Origin of the sequence: Paenibacillus sp. LC231 (assembly GCF_001860525.1) — a bacterium.
GTDB lineage: Bacteria > Bacillota > Bacilli > Paenibacillales > Paenibacillaceae > Paenibacillus_AQ.
The window spans coordinates 40910-65676 of record NZ_JFOM01000023.1 but is presented as its reverse complement, the minus strand read 5'-3'; the positions used below and the strand labels follow the sequence as shown (position 1 = coordinate 65676).

At 49.5% G+C, this 24767-nt stretch carries 28 protein-coding genes and 1 other annotated feature; of the genes, 27 read left to right on the top strand and 1 reads right to left on the bottom strand.

The window, feature by feature from the left end:
* Nucleotides 1–6 precede the first annotated feature (6 nt).
* The 9 genes from AK95_RS16645 to pssA all read left to right on the top strand — a co-directional run bounded on the left by AK95_RS16645 (nt 7) and on the right by pssA (nt 9556).
* On the top strand, nt 7–723 hold the full coding sequence (locus AK95_RS16645) for a GntR family transcriptional regulator (RefSeq protein WP_071221043.1): 717 nt from the start codon (nt 7–9) through the stop codon (nt 721–723).
* Between the two features lie 359 nt (nt 724–1082).
* Nucleotides 1083–1544 carry a CtsR family transcriptional regulator gene (locus AK95_RS16640; protein ID WP_071221042.1) on the top strand — a complete coding sequence of 154 codons (462 nt, stop codon included), beginning with the start codon at nt 1083–1085 and terminating at the stop codon, nt 1542–1544.
* A 24-nt stretch (nt 1545–1568) separates the two neighbouring features.
* Nucleotides 1569–2093: a protein-arginine kinase activator protein McsA gene (gene mcsA, locus AK95_RS16635; protein WP_071221041.1), complete on the top strand. Its 525-nt coding sequence runs from the start codon at nt 1569–1571 to the stop codon at nt 2091–2093.
* Between the two features lie 38 nt (nt 2094–2131).
* Nucleotides 2132–3196, top strand: coding sequence for a protein-arginine kinase McsB (gene mcsB, locus AK95_RS16630; protein ID WP_071221040.1), 1065 nt, complete (start codon nt 2132–2134; stop codon nt 3194–3196).
* A 110-nt stretch (nt 3197–3306) separates the two neighbouring features.
* Entirely contained in the window at nt 3307–5763 is a 2457-nt protein-coding gene (gene clpC, locus AK95_RS16625; protein WP_071221039.1) for an ATP-dependent protease ATP-binding subunit ClpC, read from the top strand.
* A 191-nt stretch (nt 5764–5954) separates the two neighbouring features.
* Nucleotides 5955–6125, top strand: coding sequence for a hypothetical protein (locus AK95_RS34170; protein ID WP_162487596.1), 171 nt, complete (start codon nt 5955–5957; stop codon nt 6123–6125).
* Between the two features lie 189 nt (nt 6126–6314).
* A complete protein-coding gene (radA, locus tag AK95_RS16620) occupies nt 6315–7682 on the top strand; it encodes a DNA repair protein RadA (protein WP_071221038.1) in 1368 nt (455 codons plus the stop codon).
* Between the two features lie 13 nt (nt 7683–7695).
* Entirely contained in the window at nt 7696–8772 is a 1077-nt protein-coding gene (gene disA, locus AK95_RS16615; protein ID WP_071221037.1) for a DNA integrity scanning diadenylate cyclase DisA, read from the top strand.
* Between the two features lie 49 nt (nt 8773–8821).
* Nucleotides 8822–9556, top strand: a complete 735-nt coding sequence (gene pssA, locus AK95_RS16610; RefSeq protein WP_071221036.1) for a CDP-diacylglycerol--serine O-phosphatidyltransferase — start codon at nt 8822–8824, stop codon at nt 9554–9556.
* Between the two features lie 123 nt (nt 9557–9679).
* Here pssA and AK95_RS16605 read toward each other — a convergent pair whose 3' ends face one another.
* Nucleotides 9680–10075 (bottom strand): nucleoside triphosphate pyrophosphohydrolase family protein, encoded by a 396-nt coding sequence (locus tag AK95_RS16605; protein WP_071221035.1) that lies wholly within the window; start codon nt 10073–10075, stop codon nt 9680–9682.
* 397 nt (nt 10076–10472) lie between these two features.
* Here AK95_RS16605 and AK95_RS16600 point away from each other — a divergent pair, with 397 nt between their 5' ends.
* The 18 genes from AK95_RS16600 to AK95_RS16520 all read left to right on the top strand — a co-directional run bounded on the left by AK95_RS16600 (nt 10473) and on the right by AK95_RS16520 (nt 24621).
* Entirely contained in the window at nt 10473–11561 is a 1089-nt protein-coding gene (locus AK95_RS16600) for a PIN/TRAM domain-containing protein (protein WP_071221034.1), read from the top strand.
* 77 nt (nt 11562–11638) lie between these two features.
* Nucleotides 11639–12334, top strand: a complete 696-nt coding sequence (ispD, locus tag AK95_RS16595; protein WP_071221033.1) for a 2-C-methyl-D-erythritol 4-phosphate cytidylyltransferase — start codon at nt 11639–11641, stop codon at nt 12332–12334.
* Nucleotides 12331–12819: a 2-C-methyl-D-erythritol 2,4-cyclodiphosphate synthase gene (gene ispF, locus AK95_RS16590; RefSeq protein WP_071221032.1), complete on the top strand. Its 489-nt coding sequence runs from the start codon at nt 12331–12333 to the stop codon at nt 12817–12819. Before ispD ends, ispF begins: the two co-directional genes overlap by 4 nt.
* Nucleotides 12820–12889: 70 nt before the next feature.
* Nucleotides 12890–14353 carry a glutamate--tRNA ligase gene (gene gltX / locus AK95_RS16585; protein WP_071221031.1) on the top strand — a complete coding sequence of 488 codons (1464 nt, stop codon included), beginning with the start codon at nt 12890–12892 and terminating at the stop codon, nt 14351–14353.
* A 690-nt stretch (nt 14354–15043) separates the two neighbouring features.
* Nucleotides 15044–15733 (top strand): serine O-acetyltransferase, encoded by a 690-nt coding sequence (gene cysE / locus AK95_RS16580; protein ID WP_071221030.1) that lies wholly within the window; start codon nt 15044–15046, stop codon nt 15731–15733.
* Nucleotides 15734–15791: 58 nt separating this feature from the next.
* Nucleotides 15792–17198, top strand: coding sequence for a cysteine--tRNA ligase (cysS, locus tag AK95_RS16575; RefSeq protein WP_071221029.1), 1407 nt, complete (start codon nt 15792–15794; stop codon nt 17196–17198).
* Nucleotides 17195–17638, top strand: a complete 444-nt coding sequence (locus AK95_RS16570; RefSeq protein WP_071221028.1) for a Mini-ribonuclease 3 — start codon at nt 17195–17197, stop codon at nt 17636–17638. The genes cysS and AK95_RS16570 overlap by 4 nt, the downstream gene beginning before the upstream one ends.
* Before the next feature lie 89 nt (nt 17639–17727).
* Complete coding sequence (rlmB, locus tag AK95_RS16565; RefSeq protein ID WP_071221027.1) at nt 17728–18480, top strand: 23S rRNA (guanosine(2251)-2'-O)-methyltransferase RlmB; 753 nt, start codon at nt 17728–17730, stop codon at nt 18478–18480.
* 5 nt (nt 18481–18485) lie between these two features.
* Nucleotides 18486–19004 (top strand): NYN domain-containing protein, encoded by a 519-nt coding sequence (locus AK95_RS16560; RefSeq protein ID WP_071221026.1) that lies wholly within the window; start codon nt 18486–18488, stop codon nt 19002–19004.
* Nucleotides 19005–19209: 205 nt separating this feature from the next.
* Entirely contained in the window at nt 19210–19854 is a 645-nt protein-coding gene (gene sigH, locus AK95_RS16555; protein WP_006212942.1) for an RNA polymerase sporulation sigma factor SigH, read from the top strand.
* Nucleotides 19855–20421: 567 nt separating this feature from the next.
* Nucleotides 20422–20571 carry a 50S ribosomal protein L33 gene (rpmG, locus tag AK95_RS33495; RefSeq protein ID WP_006212941.1) on the top strand — a complete coding sequence of 50 codons (150 nt, stop codon included), beginning with the start codon at nt 20422–20424 and terminating at the stop codon, nt 20569–20571.
* Between the two features lie 24 nt (nt 20572–20595).
* Complete coding sequence (secE, locus tag AK95_RS16550) at nt 20596–20787, top strand: preprotein translocase subunit SecE (protein WP_006212940.1); 192 nt, start codon at nt 20596–20598, stop codon at nt 20785–20787.
* 21 nt (nt 20788–20808) lie between these two features.
* Nucleotides 20809–21342 (top strand): transcription termination/antitermination protein NusG, encoded by a 534-nt coding sequence (gene nusG, locus AK95_RS16545; protein WP_006212939.1) that lies wholly within the window; start codon nt 20809–20811, stop codon nt 21340–21342.
* A 71-nt stretch (nt 21343–21413) separates the two neighbouring features.
* Nucleotides 21414–21839, top strand: a complete 426-nt coding sequence (rplK, locus tag AK95_RS16540) for a 50S ribosomal protein L11 (protein ID WP_006212938.1) — start codon at nt 21414–21416, stop codon at nt 21837–21839.
* 80 nt (nt 21840–21919) lie between these two features.
* Nucleotides 21920–22612: a 50S ribosomal protein L1 gene (rplA, locus tag AK95_RS16535; RefSeq protein ID WP_009591966.1), complete on the top strand. Its 693-nt coding sequence runs from the start codon at nt 21920–21922 to the stop codon at nt 22610–22612.
* Between the two features lie 69 nt (nt 22613–22681).
* Nucleotides 22682–22840: a sequence feature (ribosomal protein L10 leader region), on the top strand.
* A 58-nt stretch (nt 22841–22898) separates the two neighbouring features.
* Entirely contained in the window at nt 22899–23402 is a 504-nt protein-coding gene (gene rplJ / locus AK95_RS16530) for a 50S ribosomal protein L10 (RefSeq protein WP_009591975.1), read from the top strand.
* 68 nt (nt 23403–23470) lie between these two features.
* Nucleotides 23471–23833: a 50S ribosomal protein L7/L12 gene (gene rplL, locus AK95_RS16525; protein ID WP_071221025.1), complete on the top strand. Its 363-nt coding sequence runs from the start codon at nt 23471–23473 to the stop codon at nt 23831–23833.
* Nucleotides 23834–24015: 182 nt separating this feature from the next.
* Complete coding sequence (locus AK95_RS16520) at nt 24016–24621, top strand: class I SAM-dependent methyltransferase (RefSeq protein ID WP_071221024.1); 606 nt, start codon at nt 24016–24018, stop codon at nt 24619–24621.
* Nucleotides 24622–24767: the final 146 nt, after the last annotated feature.

The following is a 24767-nucleotide window of genomic DNA, read 5'->3' as shown; positions in this document are numbered from 1 at the left end:
AGAAGCATGTCGATCACGCGGAAGAACGGTCCGTTATACTTGCAAATCAAGAAGATCATAAAAGATCGGATTCTGCATGGGGAATATCCACTCGGCTCCCATATTCCTTCCGAGCCGCAGCTGGAGCAGGAATTTAACGTTAGCAAAATGACGGTCCGCAATGCGATCCAAGAGTTGTATCAGGAAGGGTATGTAGAGAAGCGGAGCGGGGTAGGAACGATTGTGACCCGGAATACTTCCTTCTCCAAGCTTTCCAAAGGCAAGCTGTTTACCGAGATTCTGGTCGAAGAAGGACACCAGATTCGGAAGCGTCACCTGAAGACGGAATGGGTGCTTAATGAGCCGGACAGCGAACTGTTTTTAAAATTCGGGGAGCGGTGCCTGCTTATTGAACGATTGTATTTACTGGACGGGAATCCTTTTATTTACTACACTCACTACGTGTCATCCCAAGTGGATATGGGTGAAGAGTTCGGTTCCACCGAACTACCGTCTCTCTATGACCGCATCGAGGAAAGTCAAATTACGCTTGAGAATTTCCGCGACCGTTTCCTGGCAACCGTGGCAAATGAAGAGACTGCCTCCTTGCTTGAAGTAAGTGTAGGCTCTCCGTTACTGAAGCGGCTCAGAACCTCTTATGACGGGACAGGCAGAATCATTGAATACAGCATCGGTTATTACAATACGGAGCTGCAGCACTACTTGATCAGTTATGACGCTTAAAGCTTGATACGATATAGGATTATGATATGGAGAAGTGGTCTTGTAACCGGTTTTCACCGGTATGGGGGCTGCTTCTTTTTTGATGCCCTTTGTATGAATTGTTCTTGAAGAAGAGGCTATAAGCGATCAAAGAACTGGGTACAATAAGAATAAAGGCAAAGCGCGATAAATTGAGAAGTACCTCTTGGCAAAATGAAAAAATGTGCTATAATGAGATCAAAGTCAAAGAAAGTCAAAGTCAACGAGAGGGTTCGCTGGTTTTGATTATGGTTAAAATTAACGTATAAGCAAGGCTCTGTGCGGACGTGTAAGATCACTATCCGTCTTAACGTTTCAAACAGTGGAGGATGAACAGACCAATGCGTAATATCTCTGATATTATCGAACAATACCTGAAGAGCATACTGCAGGAAAGTCCGGAGGGTACCGTTGAAATTCAACGCAACGATCTGGCGGAGCAATTTTCTTGCGTTCCTTCCCAGATTAACTACGTGATCAGTACACGGTTTACGCTGGAGAAGGGCTTTCTTGTCGAGAGCAAGCGCGGCGGGGGCGGGTACATACGCATCCAACGTATCGAGCTTCCCCAGCATACTGCACTCCAGCAGCATCTTCATCATACCATTGGCAGCATGATTGACCAGACGGTGGCTGAAGGATTGATTTACCAGCTGGAGGAGTCCCGTTTTTTAACGAAGCGGGAGGCCAGCCTGATGCGGGCCGCCATTTCAAGGGAGTGCCTGAATGTGAAGCTTCCTTATCGGGATGAGCTGCGTGCAAGGATTATGAAGGCGATGCTTATTTCTTTATTAGGTAAGTGAGTCTGTGTAAGGGGGCATCGGATTATGATATGCCAAGAATGCGGTAAACGGCCGGCGACACTTCATTTCACCAAAATTGTGAACGGGGAGAAAACGGAGTTTCATTTTTGTGAAACCTGTGCCCGCGAAAAAGGGGAATTGATCCCCGGTACGTCGAATGGTTTTTCTATACACAGTTTGTTGTCAGGTCTTCTGGATCTGGATCCTTCAGGCAAGGGCCAGAGCCCCGGCGCAAAAATGGCCCAGACGCTGCAGTGCGAAGAATGCGGTATGACGTATTCCCAGTTCAGCAAGCTTGGCCGGTTCGGCTGCAGCTCGTGTTATAAATATTTTTCGGATCGATTGGATCCATTGTTTAAGCGGGTCCATGGGGGAACATCCCATGTCGGTAAAGTGCCGAAGCGTACCGGTGGCCGGATTCAGATCAAACGCCAAATTGATGAGCTTAAGAAGGAGCTTCAAATTCGGATCGTGCAGGAGGAGTTTGAATCGGCTGCCGAGATCCGGGACCAAATTCGTGAGCTGGAGCGGAATATGGCTCAGGGATAAGATTGTAAGATTTTGCACTTTAGTAGGAGGAATGCGTGATGTCTAATCTCCGGTTTACCGATTCGGCGCTGAGCGAGTGGATGCGCGGAAACGGTCAGGATTCCGACATTGTCATCAGCACCCGTGTCAGGGTGGCGCGCAATCTGCAGCATCTTCCTTTCCCGCTGCTGGCAACGGATCAGCAGTCAGGAGAAGTGCTAGAGCGCCTGACGAATGTGTTGAAGAATAAGGACGATTTGCAGGATTTCGGGGATTTACATGTAATTAAATTAAGTGAGATTGATGAGCTGGATAAGAAGGTTCTTGTTGAGAAGCATCTGATCAGTCCCAATCTGGCGAATGAATCCCGAAACGGTGCAGTCATCCTTACGGAAGATGAATCCGTCAGCATTATGATCAATGAAGAGGATCACCTGCGCATACAGTGTTTATATCCCGGATTTCAGGTTCGTGAGGCATGGGCACGCGCCACGGCGCTGGATGATGTTTTTGAATCCGAGATCGATTATGCATTTGATGATAAGCGAGGTTATCTTACCAGTTGTCCGACTAATGTCGGAACCGGCCTTCGCGCATCGGTCATGATGCATCTGCCTGCTCTTGTTATGACACAGCAGATTAACCGGATTCTCTCGGCTGTATCGCAGGTAGGCTTGACTGTAAGAGGGATTTACGGCGAAGGCAGCGAAGCATTAGGCAACCTGTTTCAAATCTCGAATCAGATCACGCTCGGTCAAACCGAGTCGGAGATCATTGAGAATCTGCACAGCGTCGCCCTGCAAATCATCGAGCATGAGAAGAATGCCAGAGCCCGGCTCTTGGGTGAATCCAAGCTCCGGATTACGGATCGGGTTATGCGCTCCTATGGCATACTGTCCTATGCGGCGGTGATGGATTCCAAGGAAGCGGCCCAGCGGTTGTCCGATGTTCGGCTTGGTGTGGATCTCGGCCTCCTTGAAGGTCCGGAAATCCCGGTCATGAATGAACTGAATGTGAAGACGCAGCCTGGATTTCTGCAGAAGACCTATGGAGAGGGCATGACTCCTTCCGAACGCGACATGTACAGGGCTAAGCTCATAAGAGAAACATTGGGTAACCATTAATGATTTATACTCGTTTTACTGTTGGATGACGGTTTAAGCGTCCTATTGCTGACGATACACCGAAATCCGCGAGGTTCAATATATTAATTGAAACGTGGAGGTGCAATACTATGATGTTTGGCAGATTTACGGAACGTGCACAAAAGGTGCTTGCATTGGCTCAGGAAGAAGCGGTACGACTGGGGCACAACAATATCGGCACAGAACATATCCTGCTAGGACTTATTCGTGAAGGAGATGGCATTGCAGCCAAAGCGCTGATCGGACTTGGACTTGGTCTTGAGAAAATTCAGGATGAAGTCGAAACATTAATCGGACGCGGTCAGGAGCAGCCTACCAACATTGCCTATACGCCAAGAGCGAAAAAGGTGATTGAGCTCTCCATGGACGAAGCTCGTAAGCTTGGTCATACCTACGTAGGTACGGAGCATATTCTGCTGGGGCTGATTCGCGAAGGTGAAGGGGTTGCCGCACGCGTGCTGAACAACCTGGGCATTAGCCTGAACAAAGCCCGCCAGCAAGTGCTGCAGCTGCTCGGCAGCAGCGAAGCGGTATCGAGCCATCATGGCACGCCGCAAAACGTAAGCACGCCTACTCTTGACAGTCTCGCTCGCGATCTGACCGCCATTGCCAAAGAAGGCAACCTGGATCCGGTCATTGGACGCAGCAAAGAAATTGAGCGCGTGATTCAGGTACTAAGCCGCCGTACGAAGAACAACCCGGTGCTGATTGGTGAACCAGGGGTAGGTAAGACGGCGATTGCAGAAGGCCTGGCACAACGCATCATTAACAATGAAATTCCGGAGACACTGCGTGACAAACGCGTCATGACGCTGGATATGGGCTCAGTTGTTGCTGGAACCAAATACCGCGGCGAGTTTGAGGATCGCTTGAAAAAAATCATGGATGAGATTCGTCAAGCGGGCAACATCGTTCTGTTCATCGATGAGCTGCATACTTTGATCGGTGCAGGCGGTGCAGAAGGTGCGATTGACGCTTCCAACATTCTTAAGCCATCATTGGCACGCGGAGAACTTCAGTGCATCGGGGCAACCACACTGGATGAATACCGCAAATATATTGAAAAGGATGCTGCCCTCGAGCGCCGTTTCCAACCGATCACGGTGGACCAACCGTCGCCGGAGGAAGCCATTCAGATTCTGTATGGACTGCGTGACCGTTATGAAGCGCATCACCGCGTGAAAATTACGGATGAAGCGATCGAGCAGGCTGTGAAATTGTCAGACCGCTACATTACGGACCGCTTCCTGCCGGATAAAGCGATTGATCTGATTGACGAGGCTGGTTCAAAAGTTCGCCTTCATACGTATACCATACCGCCTAATCTGAAAGATCAGGAAGCACATCTGGAGGACATCCGCAAAGAGAAAGACGCAGCTGTCCAAAGCCAGGAATTCGAGAAGGCTGCAGCGCTGCGCGATACGGAGCAGAAGCTCCGCGAAGAACTAGAAATCACGAAGAATCAATGGAAAGAAAAACAAGGACGTACCGATTCCGAGGTAACGCCGGAGGATATCGCCGACGTTGTCGCCAACTGGACTGGTATTCCTGTAAATAAACTGAAAGAAGAAGAGACCGAGCGTCTTCTGAATCTGGAAGAAATCCTCCACAGCCGTGTGATCGGTCAAGAGGAAGCGGTCAAAGCGGTCAGCCGTGCGGTTCGCCGGGCACGCGCAGGCTTGAAAGATCCGAAGCGTCCAATGGGCTCCTTCATCTTCCTGGGTCCTACAGGGGTAGGTAAAACTGAGCTGGCACGCGCACTTGCTGAAGCGATGTTCGGAGATGAGAATGCGGTTGTGCGGATCGATATGTCCGAGTACATGGAGAAGCATTCCACGTCACGTCTCGTCGGAGCGCCTCCGGGATATGTAGGTTACGAGGAAGGCGGTCAGCTGACCGAGAAAGTACGCCGCAAGCCATATTCCGTTGTCCTGCTCGATGAAATCGAGAAGGCGCACCCTGAGGTATTCAACATCCTGCTTCAAGTGCTGGAAGACGGACGCTTGACCGATTCCAAGGGCCGCGTGGTGGACTTCCGGAACACCCTGATCATCCTGACCTCCAACGTGGGAGCGGAAGCGATCAAGAAAAACTCTACGCTAGGATTTACTGCGGTGACGGATGCAGGTCGCGATTATAACAACATGAAAGGCAAAGTGATGGATGAGCTCAAGAAGAGCTTCCGTCCGGAGTTCTTGAACCGGATTGACGAGATCATCGTATTCCACTCTCTGGAAGAGAAACACATTGCCGAGATCGTGACATTGATGTCCGACGAACTGCGCAAGCGTCTGAAGGAATTCGAGGTGCATTTCGAGCTCACAGACAAAGCGAAGGCCTTCATTGCGAAGGAAGGATACGATCCGGCCTTCGGTGCCCGCCCGCTGCGCCGGGCTATCCAGAAGCACATCGAGGATCGTCTCTCGGAGGAGCTGCTGAAAGGTACTGTGGCCAAGGGTGACTCCCTCGTAATCGATGAGGCAAATGGCGAGCTTGTGGTGAACAAGAACGAAAGTGTCACTGCCGCATCAGTCGAAACTGAATAAGTTGGTATGCCCGCCCCGCTGGATTTAAATCCGGCGGGGTTTTTGATTTTGAGATTAATGGAAGATGAAGGTTTTGTATGGGGCAGAAACTTGGATGCTCAGAAGTTATGTAAATGAAATGAGCAATGCTGTTTAAATCGGTAAATTAATTAGGCATAGGGATGATTAGCGAATAAGGAGAACAGATCCTCATGTATCAACCTAGCGGAGAGGACGGAATCGTTCTGAAGAAGCGACAGCGTTCGCCTTTAAAACCGGGAAACCACCATGATTCCAATTCCAGTTTCCTGGTTTTAACAGCGATCGTAAGAACGATCCGGCAGCGAAGCGGACACGTATGGTTTACATGTACTTATGTTTGATAAATTGCATCAAAATAATGTGGATCTTCCCCCAATCCTTCAAATTTGAAACAAATCCTTCTCATCCCGCGTAAAGTTTCCAATTAACCTTTACGTTGAATTATAAGAAATGGTAAACTTTGAGTAATGCCTGATTTTGCAGGGTTTTACGGAATCCGACAAATGATGTGCGACATAAAGGAGACTCACATGGCAAAAACTAAAACGAAATTTTTCTGTACCGAGTGCGGCTATGAAGCGCCCAAATGGTTCGGAAAATGTCCGGGCTGCCAATCATGGAATTCCATGGTAGAGGAGACCGAGACGGTAATCAAGACGCAGGGGATGAATTCCCCTCTTTTTCATAGTAAAGAAAAACCTCTTTCGATCATAAATATAGAAAGCGGTAAAGAACCCAGAATCCAGACGGGCATTGCGGAATTGAACCGTGTGCTCGGCGGCGGGCTTGTCCCAGGTTCACTTGTGTTAGTCGGCGGTGATCCCGGCATCGGCAAATCTACGCTGCTGCTGCAAGCCTCCAATCGATTGGCCCAGAACGGTATTCGCGTTCTGTACATTTCCGGTGAGGAATCCGTACGCCAGACCAAACTGCGTGCAGATCGGCTCGGGGCGCTGTCCCCGGAGCTGTATGTCCTATGTGAAACCAATCTCGAATCGATTGAGGAAGCCATTGAGAACGTAAAGCCTGGTTTTGTTGTCATTGATTCCATTCAGACGGTGTATTTGCCGGAGGTAACCAGTGCGCCGGGCAGCGTTTCCCAGGTACGGGAGTGTACGGCACGCTTCATGCGATTGGCGAAGGTGAAGGGCATAGCGACCGTCCTGGTCGGTCATGTGACCAAGGAAGGCGCTATTGCAGGCCCAAGGATGCTGGAGCACATGGTGGACTGTGTGCTTTATTTTGAAGGAGAGCGTCACCATACTTACCGTTTGCTTCGTGCGGTAAAGAACCGTTTCGGTTCGACGAATGAGATTGGCATTTTTGAGATGGGTGAGGATGGACTTCGGGAAGTCGGGAATCCATCCGAACTGTTTTTATCTGAACGGCCTTTAGGTGTAGCGGGTTCAACCGTTGTTGCAAGCATGGAGGGAACTCGTCCGGTTCTGGTCGAGCTGCAGGCGCTCATCTCCACAACCCACTTCCCGTCACCGCGCCGGATGGGCACAGGGGTGGACCACCACCGCATGAATCTAATCATTGCCGTGCTGGAGAAACGGATGGGTATGTACCTGCAAACCCAAGACGCCTATCTGAACGTAGCGGGCGGCGTGAAGCTCGACGAACCTGCGGTGGATCTGGCCATAGCGGTCAGCATAGCGTCCAGCTTCCGCGACATTCCGACCAAGCCGTATGACGTTATTTTTGGCGAGGTGGGTTTGACCGGTGAGGTTCGGGCCGTTTCAAGAGCGGAGCAGAGGGTAAGAGAAGCCGAGAAGCTGGGTTTTAAGCGCGTACTCATGCCGGAGAAGAGTTTGAAGGGATGGAAGCATCCGAAAGGAATACAAATTATAGGAGTAAACACCGTTGCAGATGCATTAGCGGTTGCGTTAGATTAGGGGGCATACGAAGGTGAAAGAAACGAGCCAACTGGACAAAATGAATGATTTGCTAAAGCTGGTAGCACCGGGAACGCCGTTTCGCGACGGACTGGAGAACGTGCTGCGGGCGAAGACGGGCGCCCTGATCGTTGTAGGCTACAGCCCGGAGGTAATGGAAGTTGTCGACGGCGGCTTCTCCATTAACTGCGATTTTTCGCCAAACTATTTATACGAACTGGCCAAGATGGACGGCGCCATCATCCTGAGTGAAGACTTGAAACGAATCTTATATGCGAATACCCAGCTGATTCCGGATTCCTCGATCTCTTCCATCGAGACAGGGATACGGCACAGAACAGCGGAGCGGGTAGCGAAACAGACAGGCAAGCTGGTTGTGTCCATCTCACAGCGCCGAAACATCATTACGCTGTATCAAGGATCGCTGCGGTATGCATTGAAGGAAATCGGCGTTATCCTAACCAAGGCCAATCAGGCTATACAGACCTTAGAGCGATACCGTGTGGTGCTTAATCAATCGCTCACCAACCTCTCGGCATCTGAATTTGAAGAACTGGTTACCATTCCGGAAGTTGTGAATGTGATACAGCGCGTCGAGATGGTGCTCCGCATCAAGAAGGAGATCAAGCGTTATATCAACGAGCTCGGTAACGAAGGCCGCTTGATCAGCATGCAGATGGATGAGCTTGTGAGCAATATGGAGGAAGAGGCTTGGCTGCTGTATGCGGACTATGCCCGGGAGTATAGCGAGGAGAAGATCCGCGAGATCATTCTCGCGCTGAAGCGTTCTACGGATGAGGAGCTGCTGGACATTCATCATATTGTAAGGCTTCTTGGTTATCCGGCTTCCGCCGCTGCATCGGAGGAAGAAATATTGCCGCGTGGTTACCGAATTTTGAACAAAATCCCTCGCCTGCCGAATGTGATCGTTCGTAATCTGGTAGATCAGTTCCATGATTTATCCAGCATTATGACCGCTTCCATCCATGAACTTGATGAAGTGGACGGAATTGGCGAAGTTCGCGCACGTACCATTAAAGAAGGTCTGAAGCGATTGCAAGAACAAGTATTCATTGACAGACAAATCTAAAAGACCTACAATCGATGTTCGTACGTAACATTAATGAGGTGAATAAAAAATGACGAAATCAATTCCGAACATGTTTACTTTAGGTAATCTGTTTCTCGGAATGATTGGTATCATCTTGGCGACGGAAGGTCGAACGAGTATGGCGGCTATTATGATTATCATTGCCATGCTCCTTGACGGACTGGACGGTCGGGTAGCTCGGGCGTTAAATGCCCAAAGCGAGCTCGGTAAGGAACTTGACTCATTATCCGATGTAATTTCATTCGGCGTAGCACCGGCACTCATTATGTATACCGTAGCGTTTACGGATATTAATACAGCACTGGCTTGGACAGTGACCGCCATATTTCCGATGTGCGGCGCACTGCGTCTTGCAAGATTTAATGTTCGTCCGGGCATACCGGGATATTTTATCGGCCTGCCGATCCCCGCTGCGGGAGGCGTGCTGGCAACCTTGGCGTTATTCCATGAAGAGATTACAGCAACTTATATGATTATTGCAGTACTTCTGCTTTCTTATCTCATGGTTAGCGCAGTCAAATACCCGAACTTCAAGAAGATTGGCATTCCGAAAACAGCGATTAAATTTACGCCGCTCGTCATCATTGGCGCAGTTATGGTTGCCGTGTTCTTACCAGAGCAGACCTCCAAGCTGATATTCTTGCCATTGGTCCTTTACGCAGGTTATGGCTTGCAGCAGAATTTCCGCAGGCTGAACCGCAAAAAACGTCGCAAAAAGGATGATCCTAATTCAGATGAGGCCTATCAATCCTCTGACCGATAAGCCGGATTCGGACATATCTCCAAATAAAAAGCATTTATTTCCCTGCTAGCGCAGCGAGATAAATGCTTTTTTTTGTATGCATGGAGTGCCTTGCCGTTACGAACCGTCATCATGGTAACGGTCTTACGACAGGTTGAAAATACCCAATGTGGAGCATTTCTGCGACTCCTTGACAACAACTTCATCCAGTTGAATGTCCAGAAGATTCGCAAGGGCAGACATATAAAATAGGTTGCGGCCAAGCTCGGTGCTAACCGCTTCACGGCAATTCTCGCACAGATGGCCTTCGACGTGCGTGCCGGCTAATTCCCGGGCTGATTCGAGATCAGCGCCGATATCGAAGGTTTGCTTCGTAGCGTGGAGCTCGATGCATCCGCATTCTGTGATGGCCTTGGTTACGGCCCGGTTGACTGAAGCATTGCTTTGACCATTTTTAGACAGAACATCCAAGAGACTGCGGTGACGGAGCAACAATTCGGAAACTTGGTCCTGAAAAGCCTGTAAACTAGGAGCGCTCATTTATACATCCACCTCGATATTATGAATTGAGTTCATTATATTCCACTACTTCAGGCGATTTCAACCAATTTCAGGTGTCTGCAGGCGGTCAATTCCATTTGTGAGGTTGATGTCAGTACACGTCAAAGCCTGATGGGGGTAGGCGAAACCGGTAGAATATGGGGATATGGAAATATTATAAAAAAAACGTCAATCGATGCACTTCAACAGAAGAGACACCGCGTTTTTGAGGATGTTTATCTTGCGATTATCCAATTTATTGGGTTCCACCGAAAAACGTTACATTCGATAATCTTAAAAAAAGATGGGTCGGCACGATTACGACTTTATAAATTGGACCATACTGGAAAATAGAAGCAAAGATATTCAGGTATAAAAAGGAGGTGTGCGGAAGCTCATGTTAAAAAAAGCTATTTTAGCATTTACAGTATTATGCGGAGCATGGGGCGGGTATACGTTATATCATACAATGGAACGGTCTTTCTCAGGGCTCTCGCCTATTTTTGGACAAGGTTTATTTGCAGCGGGAAGCGGAGCCTTCGCGGTGCTTGGAGGATTATTGTTTGGCATGATCGGCGTGCTGTCAGCGGATCGGGTCACGAGATGGCTGCACAGCCTGATCACTTCGTTCTCCCGGATTCCGATGAATGAGCTGGCTGCGGGTACAGCGGGACTGTTGAGCGGCCTGCTGCTGTCGCTATTGCTGTCACCGGGGTTGTCCTTGCTTGGACAAGCAGGGCAGCTGCTGCAGGTTGGCATTACGCTGCTCGGCGGTTACATCGGGTTTCGCATTGGACTGGAGAAGAAGGATGAATTGGCGTCCTTGTGGATGTCGGGCAAGTGGAGCCAAGCCGCTGAGCCTGAGGGCCGGCGCATAGAGGAACATAAGATTTTGGATACGAGTGTCATTATTGACGGGAGAATTGCGGATATTTGCAAGACCGGATTTATCGAAGGAACGATTGTCATTCCTGAGTTTGTCCTGGAGGAGCTTCAGCATATTGCGGATTCTTCGGACCTTCTTAAGCGAAATCGCGGCCGGCGCGGCCTTGATATTTTGAACAAAATCCAGAAAGAGCTGGACGTCAAGGTACTCATTTATGAAGGCGACTTTGAGGAAATATCTGAGGTCGACAGCAAGCTGGTGAAGCTGGCCAAAGTGCTTCAAGGCAAAGTGGTCACCAATGATTTTAACTTAAATAAGGTTTGTGAGCTGCAGGGTGTGTCGGTCCTGAACATTAATGATCTCGCTAACGCGGTCAAACCGGTGGTCCTGCCAGGGGAAGAAATTCTGGTACAGATTATCAAGGACGGCAAGGAGCATGGTCAAGGCGTTGCGTATCTGGATGACGGCACGATGATCGTCGTGGAGGGCGGTCGTGAGTACATCGGCACGATGATGGAAGTGCTCGTTACCAGCGTACTGCAAACCTCGGCGGGCAGAATGATCTTTGCAAAACCAAAACTGTTGGAAAAAGCCCAGTAAAGGGGTATGATGGGGATATACATATCCGCTATTCGTCCGTTTGGGGCGTGTTGGGTGAGACAGGAGTTTGGTGCTTGATGAGTAACTTTGGCGCTGTCATTGTAGCGGCGGGAAAAGGAACGAGGATGGGTACCCGGGAGAGCAAGCAGTACCTGGCTCTGAACGGAAAGCCCATTATCGTTCATACGCTTGAAGCATTCAGCCGGATACCATGGCTGCAGGAAATTGTGCTTGTGACGGGGATGGAGGATGTCCCTCGCTGCGAATCCTGGATACAGGAATACGGTTTGGACAAGGTGTCCGCTGTAATCCCTGGGGGAAGCGAGAGGCAGCAGTCCGTATACCAAGGCATCAAGCAAATTTCTTCAGAATGGGTAATGATACATGACGGCGTTAGGCCGTTTGTAACGCAAGAGGAGATTGAAGCCTGCCGCGATGCGGCAATCCGCGAGGGCGCCTCGGTACTTGGGGTTCCCGTGAAGGATACGATTAAACAGGTGAACGGTAAGGGGCAGATTACAGGCACCCCGGACCGTCAAAGTCTGTGGGCCGTTCAGACCCCACAGGCTTTTCGTCTTTCCGACCTGCTGTCCGCCCATGAGGCAGCGGCGAAGGATGGGTTTACAGGCACCGACGATGCCATGCTGATGGAGCGGGCAGGACATCCGGTAACCGTGGTGGAGGGGAAATACAACAATATTAAAATCACCACGCCGGAGGATCTGGAATATGCGGCTTTTTTACAGAAACGTAAGGGAGAGGACATGGAATGATTCGAGTAGGACAGGGGTTTGACGTACATCAGCTTGTAGAAGGAAGGCCGTGCATCATCGGAGGCGTCACGATTCCTTATGAGAAAGGGCTTCTCGGGCACTCCGACGCCGACGTGCTGCTGCACGCCGTAACGGACGCGATCCTGGGGGCGCTTGGGCTCGGCGACATTGGGCGCCACTTTCCCGATAACGATCCTGCCTTTAAAGACGCCGACAGCCTGAAGCTCTTGGAGCAGGTATGGGTCATGGCCAAGGAACGCGGGTATACACTTGGTAATATCGATTCCACGATTATTGCGCAGAAGCCAAAGATGGCACCCTATATTCCGCAGATGGCGGAAGTGATCGCCAAAGCGCTGGATGCTGAGGTGGATCAGGTGAACGTGAAGGCGACCACTACCGAGCAGCTCGGGTTTACCGGCAGGGGCGAAGGAATCGCCGCGCAATCGGTTGTCTGCCTCGTAAAAGGTGTGCTATCATCTTGAAGTATGTGTTCAATAAGGGAATTTTTTGAGCTAGGAATCTTGAAAGAATAGGGAAGCGGAGGGGTTTACAATGACCGGAGAAGTCCGCGTGCGCTATGCACCGAGTCCAACGGGACATTTACATATCGGCAATGCCAGAACGGCATTATTCAATTATTTATTCGCCCGCAAAAACAACGGGAAATTCATTATCCGTATCGAGGATACGGATGTAAAACGCAACGTAGAAGGCGGAGAGCAAAGCCAGCTGAAATACTTGAAGTGGCTGGGCATGGACTGGGATGAAAGCGTGGATGTCGGGGGCGAGTACGGGCCTTATCGCCAGACTGAGCGTCTTGATATTTATAAACAATATTGGCAGGACCTTCTGGATCGCGGGCTTGCCTACCGCTGCTATTGCACGGAAGAAGAGCTGGAGCAGGAGCGGGAAGAGCAGATGGCTCGCGGCGAAACGCCGCGCTATTCCGGGAAGCACCGGGAGTTGACGGAAGAGCAGCGGCAGGCGTTTGAGGCTGAAGGTCGTGTGGCCAGCATCCGCTTCCGCGTTCCGGAAGATCGGATCTACACATTCGATGATATGGTGAAGGGTACGATTTCGTTTAACAGCAAAGAGACGGGCGACTTCGTTATCGTCAAAAAAGACGGCATTCCTACCTACAATTTCGCGGTAGCCTTAGACGATCATCTGATGAAGATCAGCCATGTGCTCCGCGGGGAGGATCATATCTCCAATACGCCGCGCCAGCTGATGATCTATGAAGCCTTCGGGTGGGAGCCGCCTCAGTTCGGACATATGACCCTGATCGTGGGCGAGGATCATAAGAAGCTGAGCAAGCGTAATGAATCGATCATCCAGTTTATCGAGCAGTATGACCAGCTTGGCTATTTGCCTGAAGCGCTGTTCAACTTCATCTCGCTGCTTGGCTGGTCTCCGGAAGGGGAAGAGGAAGTGTTCTCCCAAGAGCAGCTGATCTCGATCTTCGATGAGCATCGTCTGTCCAAGAGCCCGGCGGTATTCGATACGAACAAGCTGGCTCATCTGAACAACACGTATATCAAGAATGCGGATCCGGATCGGATCGCCGATTTAGCCATTCCGCATCTGCAAAAAGCCAGCCGCTTGCCGTCCGAGCTTACGGCCGAGCAAGAGGAGTGGGCACGCGCGCTCGTGGCGCTCTATCAGGAGCAGCTGACGGCGGCTTCGGATATCGTGGATCTGTCGGAAGTGTTCTTCCGTACGCACCTGGAGCTGGATGCCGAAGGGATTGAAGTGATGGGCGGCGAGCAGGTCCCAGTCGTATTGTCGGCATTCCTTGCGAAGATCGAGCAGACGGATGAGTTTAACGCTCCGAAGATTGCGGCGCTGATCAAGGAAGTTCAGAAGGAGACCGGATTTAAGGGCAAACAGCTCTTTATGCCGATCCGCGTAGCCTTGACGGGACAAACCCATGGCCGCGACCTGAACCAGACGATCTGGCTGCTTGGCAGGGATCGCGTGCTTGACCGTTTGCGTTCTCAGATCAAAGGCGCATAAAATTCGGGCGGCTTCCTCGATAAACGTTCCTTGTCAGCCCGTATCTCATCAGTTATAATTACACCAAACTATAAGTAAAGTATTCTTTGATCTAGGTTAAGGTTTGGTAGCAGTCACTCTTACGGCGAAAGTAGCGGAGAGGCCGGAATTGTGCTGTAGAAGCGAAGCGTTCGCCTTTGCATTCCGATTTCCACCTAAGTAATAATCGTTAAAGAAATCGGAAGGCAACAGCGATCGGAAGCACAATCCGGAATCGCAGCGTTCTATAGAGCGTTGTCGTTGTTGCCATCAACTAGATCAACAAATATTAAACATATAAAAGCTACGATCAGGAGAAGTACGCGTAAAACAGGCACGTTCCAGAGAGGACAATCGGCAGAAGACAAGGACCACTTGAATTTGCCGGCTGAGAGTTGTCCCGTCGCCTGCAGCGGAAATGCACCTGTGAGCTGCATGGTTGAAGCGAACACAATCGTTAGATCATGCCGGTCGTCTGCCGTTAATGACATGAAGAGAATCGGTAGAATCCGTCCCTGACGAAGGGAGGAAGCTTGTGCCGGTTCTAAGCAGAGTGGAACCGCGGTCTAGCGCCTCTGCAGCGATAAGCTGCAGGGGCGTTTTTTAGTTACAGGAATAACGATGGATAGCAAGTTGCATGCGCGATTGGAAGAGGGGAAAGAGGGAGCGTTCATGTTTAAACAGATGAAATCGGATATTCGGACAGTGTTCGAGAATGACCCGGCTGCCCGGGGACTTTTTGAAGTGGTATTCACCTACTCGGGGCTTCACGCATTATGGGCGCACCGGGTAGCTCATGCATTATTTAAGCGGCGATGGTATACGCTGGCCCGGTTGATATCCCAGTTCAGCCGGTTTATGACAGGGATCGAGATTCATCCGGGAGCCCGTATCGGGCAGCGGCTGTTCATTGACCATGGGATGGGGGTTGTTATTGGAGAGACCTGTGAGATTGGGGATGACGTAGTGATCTACCAGGGGGTTACGCTTGGAGGAACCGGCAAGGAAAAAGGCAAGCGGCACCCGACCATCGGCAACAATGTGGTCATCGGTTCGGGGGCGAAGGTGCTAGGTTCCTTTACGATTGGGGATAACTGTAACATTGGTTCCAATGCAGTCGTATTAAGACCTGTTCCCCAAAACAGCACCGTTGTCGGCAATCCGGGGAAAATCGTGAAACAGAACGGGGAGCGGGTGCGCGACCGGCTGGATCATACGAATCTGCCCGATCCGATTGTTGATATGCTCCGTTCGATGCAGAAGGAGATCGATCAGCTCCGGGCGGAGCTTCATGAGAGCAAACGAAACCAGCCTAAAGGCATGGTATCCGAGGCCGTTGTGTCTTCGGCCAAAGAAGAGTAAGCCCGTAAGCCGTGAAGGAACAATAAGCGATGGAATGAAAGGATTGAGATGATACCCTATGGCACTGCAAATCTATAACACGCTAACCCGCATGAAAGAAACGTTTGTTGCTCAGGAACCCGGGAAGGTAAAGATCTACGTGTGCGGTCCTACCGTGTACGATTATATCCATATCGGGAATGCTCGGCCGATGATCTTTTTCGACGTGGTTCGAGCTTACTTTGAGAACCAGGGTAATGATGTGAATTACGTGGTGAACTTTACGGATGTGGATGACAAAATGATCCGGAAAGCGGAGCAAACCGGGACGACCGTTCCGGAGGTCGCGGATAAGTTTATTAACGCCTATTACGAGGATCTGGACGGTCTTGGCATACCAAGAGCGACATTGAATCCACGGGTAACGGACAATATGGAGAACATTATCGAATTCATCCAGGAACTCATTGACCGCGACTTTGCTTATGAGAACGGGGGAGATGTATTCTACCGGACCCGCAAGTTTGACGATTACGGGAAGCTGTCCCAGCAAAATCTCGACGAGCTGCAATTCGGTATCCGGATTGAGGTGGATAAGCGGAAAGAAAATCCGGAAGACTTTGTCCTATGGAAAGCCGCGAAGCCTGGAGAGATCTACTGGAGCAGTCCTTGGGGCGACGGCCGTCCAGGCTGGCATATTGAGTGCTCCGCCATGGCCCGTCGTTATCTCGGGGATACGCTGGATATCCATGGCGGCGGCCAGGACCTGCAGTTCCCGCACCATGAATGCGAAGTTGCGCAGTCGGAGGCACTGACAGGCAAACCGCTGGCGAACTATTGGATGCACAATGGATATATCCGCATCAATAACGAGAAAATGTCGAAATCGTTAGGGAACGGTGTATTGGTTAAGGAACTTCGTGAACAATATACGAAAGAAGCTATCCGCTATTTCATGTTGTCCACCCATTACCGCAACCCGCTGAATTATAGCGATGAGGTGATGGAGCAGGCGCAGAACAGCGTGGAACGTCTGGCGAATGCGGCGGCTAATATCGAGCATCGATTGAGTACCGCGATCGGTTCGAAGGACGATACCGTAAGCCAGGAAGTTGCGGATAAAATATCGGCCGTCCTTGTCGAATTTCATCAGAAGATGCAGGATGATTTCAACACGCCGGACGCCATCACCGCCATGTTCCAATGGGCCAGCGAGGCGAATCAGCTGTTGAAGGAAGCCTCGATTCCTGCGGCGGACCTGCATGAAGTGCTGCGCGCTTTCAACGAAATGAACGGCGTGCTGCGCATCGTAAATACAGGCACGGATGAATTGCTGGATGAGGAGATTGAAGCTCTGATTGCCGAACGTATCGAAGCCCGGAAGAATAAAAACTGGGCCCGAGCGGATGAAATCCGCGACAAGCTGGCGGATGAAGGCATCGTGCTTGAGGATACGGCGCAAGGTATGCGCTGGCGGCGTAAATGAGCGGGCCTGAGTTTCATGATCCCGCAGTAGGCTGGTTCGATTTTCCGCCGTCGAAGCCGGCCCGGTTAATCCCGCCCATCGTGCTTGCCTATATCGGAGATTCCATTTATGAGGTGGCGGTGCGGCAGTTTTTGATATCGAAAGCGAATCTCCGCCCCCATCACCTGCACCGTTCGGCAACAGGATTTGTGTCGGCGAAGGCACAGAGCCGAATATTGGCTTATCTGGATCCGGAACTGACGGAAGAAGAGCGCGATATTGTGCGTCAGGGACGCAACGCCAAATCCGGCAGCATCCCCAAAAATGCCGACGTCCTCGAATACCGGCATGCTACGGCATTTGAGACGCTGGTTGGGTATTTATATTATACGGGTGAGCAGGACCGGCTCCGTGAGCTCATAGGGAAGAGCATCGAGTATATTGAGGGGTCTGTTAAATAGACCGTTAGACAATATCGCATCACATTGAAACGATACAGCCGGTGTTTCCGCAAGGGGGGACGCCGGCTGATATGCAGGAGGAGAACTACATGTTGCAAGAAGAGGAAGTAGTAGCTGGTAAGCACTCCGTAACGGAAGCGCTCAAATCAGGACGTACGATCAACAAAATATGGATTGCCGAAAATGCGCAAAAGCACCTGACCCTGCCGATCATCGCGGAAGCGAAGAAACTGGGTATTGTCATTCAGCATGTAGACAAACGCAAGCTGGATCAGATGGTTCCGGGAGTTCAGCATCAAGGCGTGGTTGCGCAAGCGGCACCCTATGCTTATGTGGAAGTGGAGGATTTGCTGAAGGTTGCAGAGGGAAAAGGCGAACCGCCTTTCCTGCTGCTTCTTGACGAGATCGAGGATCCGCACAATCTGGGCTCGATTCTCCGGACGGCAGACTGCACGGGTGCTCATGGCGTCATACTGCCTAAGCGCAGATCCGCACAAGTAACGGCAACGGTATCCAAAACATCTGCCGGCGCAGTGGAGTATGTGCCCGTAGCTAGGGTGACCAATCTGGGCCAAACCATCGATCAGCTGAAGGAAATGGGTGTATGGGTTGTCGGGACCGTTGTTGATGCCGTTCAGGAATTGTATGACACCGATGTTTTTGACGGGCCGGTTGCTATCGTTATCGGTAATGAGAATAAAGGGATGGGGCGTCTGATCCGTGAGAAATGCGATGTGCTTGTGAAACTGCCGATGGCCGGAAAGATCAATTCGCTTAACGCCTCGGTTGCCGCAGGTGTCGTTATGTACGAAGTGCTTCGCCGTCGCCGCCTTCAAGGTTAGCAATGATGGCCGATTGGCGGGATGTGCTGCTGGTCGACGGTTATAATATGATCGGCGGCTGGCCATATCTTGCGAAGCTCGCCAATAGCAGCATGCATGAAGCGCGAGACATGCTGCTGGAGAAATTAGCGGATTACCAGGCGTTCTCAGGCCTCAGAGTCGTGGTGATTTTTGACGCATACCGTGTTCCTGGACTGGGGAAATCCTACACGCAAGGCAAGGTTCAGGTGTTTTTTACGAAGGAGAAAGAAACCGCCGATGAGTGCATTGAACGGCTAGTCGGTGAGTTCAGCCACCGCCGGCGAAAAATTTATGTGGCGACCAGCGATTTAATTGAGCAGCACGTGATTTTTGCTCGGGGAGCACTCCGGCTGTCCGCCCGGGAGTTGCTTAACGAGGTGGAGCAGAGCGAGCGCGAAGTGAAGCAGAAAATAACGAAAGAGCAGACCAAGAGCAGGAATACACTTGACGGGAAGCTGCCGCCGGATGTGAGACAGGCGTTCGAGCGCTGGCGAAGGGAATAGAACTGTTTTACACATTAGGGACGAGAGGTCGGCTCATTTGGAGAATGAAAACGGTATATGAATCTATGAAAAAGTTTACATTAAATGTTATTATCGGTCTATTTTAGGCAGATCGTGGTTGACGGTCTAGTAGACATCATATATACTTGTCATATATTTCAAGCGAGTGACGGGCTACCGTGCGTTCCGGGCCGGAGGGATTCTATTGAGTGTGGACCTCAAGGAAGTCATGTTGTCAGGGTATGATGTGATAAGCGATGAAGACATTGTCGAGGCGGTCCGCGAGGGTGATAGCGGGGCGCTGGAGTATTTGATCAATAAATACCGGAATTTTGTACGTGCTAAAGCCCGCTCCTATTTTCTGATTGGCGCTGACCGGGAAGATATTGTCCAGGAAGGCATGATCGGGCTGTACAAGGCAATTCGTGATTTTAAAGGGGATAAGCTGTCCTCGTTCAAGGCCTTTGCCGAGCTCTGCATTACCAGACAGATCATTACGGCAATTAAGACCGCTACGAGACAGAAGCATATTCCGCTCAATTCGTATGTCTCATTGGACAAGCCGATTTATGATGAGGATTCGGACCGTACGCTGCTGGATGTCATTTGCGGTACCGCGGTAAGCGATCCGGAGGAACTGATCATCAATCAAGAGGAATTTGTCGGCCTGGAAGACAAGATGTCAGAGATCTTAAGTGATCTGGAACGGAAAGTCCTGATGCTCTATTTGGACGGTCGATCCTATCAAGAGATTGCGGTAGATTTAAGGCGTCATGTAAAATCGATTGACAATGCACTCCAGCGAGTAAAGCGAAAGCTTGAACGTTATCTGGAAGTCAGGGATAATTAATAGCAAGTGTCGGATAAGAAGCAGAAGGCTCAATCAGAGCCTTTTTTTAATTGCCTGATCGTTATTGAATCAGGATGGCCGGCGAAGGATCTTTTTGATACTTTGTCGCCATTGATTTTTTAGCTGATAGGACGAAATTCCAAGATGTCCATCTTCGCAAAACGCAAAATGTGTAATATTTGGTGTTTCATCTCTTGGAAGATTGAACATACTGGATATAGACTAAATGCTATGCAGGATGGACAAAGACTGTGAAACGCCACAGTTTTTTACAGTGAGATGTTTACATTATTCCGGGGACTTATTCCCTGGATTAGCTGGCAATGGCATTTATTGCAGCCCGCAATCAGAGAGAAAAAGGCTTGAAATGGCGCTACCCTTGTGATAAAGTGTTTTAGGTAGGCCTAAATTCGCGTGTTTTATGAATGGATCGTTGTTACAGCTTTTGGAACAACGGTTTTATTCATCTCGCAGAAATAACCGGGTTTCGATGAGAACAAGGTTGTTTCTACTAGGATCAATATCGATTCTTCTGACAAAGAAGGACGTCTTCGGGAGGTGCACATCATGCGGGTAATTATCACTTTGGCTTGTACAAGCTGCAAACAAAGAAACTACACAACCACCAAAAACAAGCGAAATCACCCCGACCGCATGGAGATGAAGAAATTTTGCAAGTTCTGTAACGAGCAAACTCCTCATCGCGAAACCAGATAGTTTTCTTTTGGAGGTGTAGTCGGCGTGAAACGTGGTTTCAAGTCTCTGTTTTCCTTTTTCTCTGAAAGCTGGGCGGAACTTAAAAAAGTTCGCTGGCCCAATCGTAAAGAACTGACGAACTATACTTTAATTGTTCTCGGCACCATTGTGTTTGTCACGATTTATTTTTGGGTTGTAGACATCGGTATTTCCGCTGTGATCGAAGCGATAATTTAGAAGGGTCCCAGGTGGCTTGATATGGAAAAAAGATGGTACGTAGTTCATACCTACTCTGGGTATGAGAATAAAGTCAAAGCCAATTTGGAAAAACGTGTCGAGTCCATGGGCATGGAGGACAAAATATTCCGCGTTCTTGTTCCGATGGAAGAAGAAATCGTAAACAAAGACGGCAAGAAAAAAACCGTCATGCGTAAAGTTTACCCGGGATATGTCTTGGTCGAAATGATTCAGACCGATGATTCTTGGTATGTTGTCCGCAATACACCAGGAGTGACCGGTTTTGTTGGTTCGACAGGGTCCGGTTCTAAACCGACGCCTTTGCTTCCAGAAGAAGTAGAACAGATTCTGAAGCATATGGGCATGGAAGAGCCGAAACCGAAGATCGAATTCGACATCAAGGAATCCGTTCGTATCAAGGTTGGTCCTTTTGCGAATTTTGTGGGCTCCGTGGAAGAGATTTTGGCTGAAAAGAGCAAGTTGAAAGTTCACGTCAACATGTTTGGACGGGAAACCCCGCTGGAGTTGGATTATACTCAAGTGGAGAAGATTTAATTCTTCAGGTTTCTTGTGGGAGGGCGTGTCAAAGCGTCCGCTACCACTATTGATGCAAGGAGGTGTCAACCATGGCTAAGAAAGTTATCAAGATTGTGAAACTGCAAATTCCTGCAGGTAAAGCGAATCCGGCTCCTCCAGTAGGTCCTGCATTGGGTCAAGCGGGTGTCAACATCATGGCATTCTGTAAAGAGTTCAACGCACGTACTGCTGATCAAGCTGGTCTGATCATTCCGGTTGAAATTTCGGTGTTTGAAGATCGTTCCTTTACGTTCATCACTAAAACTCCACCGGCTGCTGTTCTGCTTCGTGTGGCTGCTAAGATCGAAAAAGGATCCGGCGAGCCTAACAAGAAGAAAGTTGCAACTGTTAAGCGTGACGCTGTTCGTCAAATCGCTGAGCAAAAAATGCCTGACCTGAACGCTGCATCTGTTGAAGCTGCAATGAAGATGGTAGAAGGTACTGCCCGTAGTATGGGTATCACAATCGAAGACTAATTGTCTTTTGATTGAAACCGAACTAGGTTCGGATTATGTGGGAGGAATTTCCGCTAACACCACAAAGGAGGAAAACAAACATGGCTAAACACGGTAAAAAATACGTTGAAGCTGCGAAGCTGATTGACAGCGAAGCAACTTATGAGCCTTTGGAAGCTGTAGAGCTTGTGAAGAAGGCTGCAACTGCCAAATTCGACGAAACTGTTGAAGCGGCTGTACGTTTGGGTGTAGACCCGCGTAAACAAGACCAGGCTGTTCGTGGTGTTGTTGTCTTGCCTCACGGCACAGGTAAAACACAACGCGTTCTGGTATTTGCAAAAGGTGAAAAAGCGAAAGAGGCAGAAGCTGCTGGCGCTGATTTTGTTGGCGATCAAGACATGATCAACAAAATCCAACAAGGCTGGTTCGAGTTCGATGTCTGCGTAGCTACACCTGATATGATGAGTGAAGTCGGTAAACTTGGCCGTCTGCTCGGTGGTAAAGGCCTGATGCCTAACCCTAAAGCTGGCACGGTTACATTCGATGTTGCTAAGGCTGTTCAAGAAATCAAAGCCGGTAAAATCGAGTACCGTCTGGACAAAGCAGGTCAAATTCACGCGCCGATCGGTAAAGTGTCTTTCGATGCAGCTCAATTGAATGAGAACCTCAAAGCTCTCATCGATGCATTGAATCGTGCGAAACCAGCTGCTGCTAAAGGTGTATACCTGAAAGGCATCGCTGTTTCCTCGACGATGGGACCAAGCGCTCGCGTGAACACAACCGTCTACAGATAATATTACCATTGACTTTGGTCGATGAGGTTTGGTATTATGTAACAGTTGTGAGTCTTCGAGACTGACCCTTAAAGTTGAATATGCTTACCGTAGACAGTAGGTGCCCTAAGCAGGCTTAATTTCCTACCGAGGTGTTATGATAGAACGTCAACAATTTGTCCGGTTTCTCCGGCCAAATGATGATTCATCAGGCCTTCGTGATTCTACGGAGGCTTTTTTAGTGCCCGTAGGAAGAGCGGGGAGCTTGGTGCTCTTACGCTACTAATACAACCAGGAGGTGTAATCATTGGCAAACGCAAAAGTGATTCAAGCGAAACAAGAAGCGGTTGATGTCGTTGCTGCTAAACTGCGCGAGAGCGTATCGACAGTAGTTGCTGACTATCGCGGACTGAACGTTGCGCAAGTAACTGAACTTCGTAAACAGCTTCGTGAAGCTGGCGTCGAGTTCCAAGTACTGAAAAACACGCTGCTTCGCCGTGCAACTGCGGCAGCAGAGCTGACTGATCTGGACGAAGTCTTGACTGGTCCAACAGCTGTTGCATTTGGTACCAATGACGCTGTCGCTCCAGCAAAAATCCTTAACGATTTTGCTAAGAAAAACGACGCGTTGAAATTGAAAGGCGGCGTAGTAGAAGGCCGTGTAATCGGAGAGAGCGAAATCAAAGCTCTGGCAGAACTTCCGTCCCGCGAAGGTCTCCTCTCCATGCTCCTCAGCGTGCTTCAAGCTCCAGTGCGCAACTTCGCGCTTGCAGTTAAGGCTGTTGCTGAGAAGGAAGAACAAGGCGCATAAGCTTTGTCTTGCTGAAGCTGTGTAACAACAACTATAAAATCTTAATAATAAATGGAGGTTCAACTTAAATGAGCAAAGAGCAAATCTTGGAAGCAATTAAAGGTATGTCCGTTCTGGAACTGAACGATCTCGTTAAAGCAATCGAAGAAGAATTTGGTGTAACTGCTGCAGCTCCAGTAGCTGTTGTAGGTGGCGCTGGTGTAGCTGCTGAAGCAGAGCAGTCCGAGTTCGACGTAATCCTGACTAGCGCAGGCGCGTCCAAAATCAATGTAATCAAAGTGGTTCGCGAAATCACAGGTCTTGGCTTGAAAGAAGCAAAAGAACTAGTTGACAACGCTCCAAAACCATTGAAAGAAAAAGTAGCTAAAGAAGAAGCAGAAGCTGTTAAAGCTAAATTGGAAGAAGCAGGCGCATCCGTAGAAGTTAAGTAATTAACTTCTTGAGATTCACGTCAGCAAGAATCAAACCCCTTGAATATTTGTTCAAGGGGTTTGTTATTGTGGCGGGGAGATCACAAGGTACTGATTCTCCGCAAGAAAGGTTATACTGGGATAAGAGCGCTTAAGAGCGAAATATCTTAGGCGGCAGACTTTGATTCAAGACGGAGGAAATGATGCCGAATCAACATTATTACTCGAATCAGCCGGAAATTGCTCATGACCGTAAGGAGTTAAAGACGGAGCTTCGGGGGCAGACTTTCAACTTTATCAGTGACGCGGGCGTATTCTCTAAGAGTGGCGTAGATTATGGGAGCAAGGTATTAATAGAGGCTATGAACTTTAATCAGCATGCTGAGGTGTTGGATGTAGGTTGCGGATATGGTCCGATCGGTCTGTCAGCGGCAAGAATGGCACCCCAAGGACATGTGACGATGATCGACATTAATAGCCGTGCTGTCGAATTAGCCAAGGAGAATGCGAAACGTAATGGTATATCCAATGTGACGATCTTGGAGAGCGATTTGTTTGCTGCGGTGCAGGGTCAGCAATTCGACGTGGTTCTTACCAATCCGCCGATTCGTGCCGGGAAAGAGACGGTGCATGCCATATTCGAAGAAGCGTGGAAGCATCTGCGCGAGGATGGGCAGCTGTGGGTTGTGATTCAGAAGAAGCAAGGCGCTCCTTCAGCCAAAGCGAAGCTGGAGAGTCTATTTCATCATGTTGAGGAAGTAACGAAGGATAAAGGATACCGGATATTCAAAGCGACGAAATCTTCTTAAAATAGTTCGACTAGGCTGTTGACTTGGGTATGCTGGTATGGTATTATTATAAAATGTCAGTATTAGGATGGTCTCTTTGTCTTTAGTTGGCTGAAATGTCAAGACTTAATGTGTGGAAAGATGCATAAAGTCGATCATATTGACGT